Source organism: Capnocytophaga sp. oral taxon 326 str. F0382 (assembly GCF_000318295.1).
GTDB lineage: Bacteria > Bacteroidota > Bacteroidia > Flavobacteriales > Flavobacteriaceae > Capnocytophaga > Capnocytophaga periodontitidis.
Genome location: NZ_KB291367.1, coordinates 1 through 1,973, shown reverse-complemented (window position 1 = coordinate 1,973; position 1,973 = coordinate 1). Strand labels below are relative to the sequence as shown.

The following is a 1,973-nucleotide window of genomic DNA, read 5'->3' as shown; positions in this document are numbered from 1 at the left end:
GGCTAAAACCTACAAAATAGAGTTTTTAGGAACTCTCGGTAAATGTTGTTCTGGACAGATTCAAGAAATACGTATCGACGGCGTAAAAAACAACGATTTTATCTTAATAAAATAACCCTTAACCCCTCTGGCAGTAACCCCTGCCAGAGGCCTTTACTTTTTTTTCTATGCGCTACCTTATATTCTTATTTACATTTGTAATGTTCTCTTGCTCCAAAGAAGCGATTGAGCCCGAAAACTATACTCTACACATTCAAAACCGCTATTTTGAAGCGGTAACCGTTTCGGTAGGCGAACACTTTTCTGAAAAGCTATCACCCAATACTGTTTCTAAGGTATTTACTTTGCCTAAAGGTACTTATAAAGTAGTAGCTATCACGGCTTCACGCCTACGCTTGGAAAGCACAGTACAAATACAAGGTAGTAAAAGTGAACTCACAATCGATATTTGCCCAAAAGGAAAAATTAGTATTGTTCATTAATTTTTGTATCAGTTTAATATATTAAAGTTATGATTTACAATTGTTCTTCCAGCTTGTCCCCCTTCGGGGGAACGGGGGCTTTCGCTGACTTTGTGCAAGACTAAAAAATAAACTATGCGTTATTACTCTTTGCTTCTTATTGGCTTGGGGTTACTTTCTTGCCAAAAAGATAGCCCAACTCCTGAGCCTTTACCTCCTCACGAAATCACACTCGTGTATATGGTTGCTGATAACGACCTCGCCCCTTATGCCTTAAAAGACCTCAACGAAATAGAACGCGGGTTTGTGCCTAACGGAAGAGACAAACTCTTGGTGTATATCGATAGTAATACTTCTACCGCTTTGCCTTCACACCCTGTACTTTTAGAAATTGTACACGATACCACCGAGATAATAGCCTCTAAAATCATCGCTTCTTACCCCGAACAAAATTCAACTGATAAAACCGTAATGAGCAATGTGTTGAGAGATGCTTTGAGCTATTACAAAGGCGACAATCGTTATAAAGGACTTGTGCTTTGGTCGCACGGCAATGCTTGGTTGCCGGAAGGTTATCATATAGAAACCGAAAACAAATCAGGAGTGGAGGTGAAATCGTTTGGAAAAGATATGAGTCCGCGAGAGGAGGCTATGGAGCTTCCTGACCTTGCGGAAGTTTTAGGCCCTTATCGTTTTGATTATATCCTTTTCGACGCTTGCTTTATGGGGTCGGTAGAGGTGCTCTATGAATTACGACATTCTGCCCGTTATTTTATTGCTTCGCCTGCCGAAATTCTTGCCGATGGTTTTCCTTATCACCACCTATTGCCTTACCTTATAGGGAAATTACAATTAGAAAAAGCAACCGAAGCTTACTACAACTATTACAATGCTTTGGAGGGCGCACGACAGTCGGCTACCGTTACTTTGGTAGATAGTGAGCAGTTGGAAGCATTAGCTTCTTTCTGCAAACAACTCAACACTTCTGAGTTGTCTTTAGCCCATTTGCAACAATACAGTAGGAATAACGAAAAGTATTTGTTTGACCTCAAACAAGTGCTTTTGGAGAGCAAAGCTACTGTGGCTATGGAACCTATTTGGCAAAAGCTTTGTAAAATTGAAAGACACACACCGAGATTTGCTAATATTGCGCTGACACATTGCAATGGGCTGAGTGTTTATTTGTTTGGCAAGAATGAAACGCTGAATAACTATTACAAACAATTGTCGTGGTATAGAGCTACAAGGTTTCATTTCTCGTATAAATAGCTTATAATTTTCTAATTCTCAAATTTGCTAATTTGCTAATTATTTTCTACCTTTGTCGCGTAATCCTAAAAACTAACCTTATATGAAAAAACATCTGTTTATTTTAACCATTGCAGGACTCTTCTTTTCCTGCTAACGCGAAGAGGCTAATGCCCTGTTCGCAACCAACACCGATATTTCAGTTTTAGAAATCATATTATCAAACATTTACTAATCTAAATAATATGAAAAAAACAACTTTAA

The 1,973-nt window shown here is 38.8% G+C and carries 2 protein-coding genes; both read left to right on the top strand.

What is annotated here, in order from left to right; genetic code table 11:
- Positions 1-167: 167 nt before the first annotated feature.
- Positions 168-482, top strand: a complete 315-nt coding sequence (locus HMPREF9073_RS01780) for a hypothetical protein (RefSeq protein WP_034555120.1) — start codon at positions 168-170, stop codon at positions 480-482.
- A gap of 114 nt (positions 483-596) precedes the next feature.
- Positions 597-1,730, top strand: coding sequence for a clostripain-related cysteine peptidase (locus HMPREF9073_RS01775; protein ID WP_009412274.1), 1,134 nt, complete (start codon positions 597-599; stop codon positions 1,728-1,730).
- Positions 1,731-1,973: the final 243 nt, after the last annotated feature.

Excerpts from the sequence above, each read along its gene's own strand:
- HMPREF9073_RS01780 (WP_034555120.1), top strand. The coding sequence starts at position 168 with ATGCGCTACCTTATATTCTTATTTACATTTGTAATGTTCTCTTGCTCC.
- HMPREF9073_RS01775 (WP_009412274.1), top strand. The coding sequence starts at position 597 with ATGCGTTATTACTCTTTGCTTCTTATTGGCTTGGGGTTACTTTCTTGC.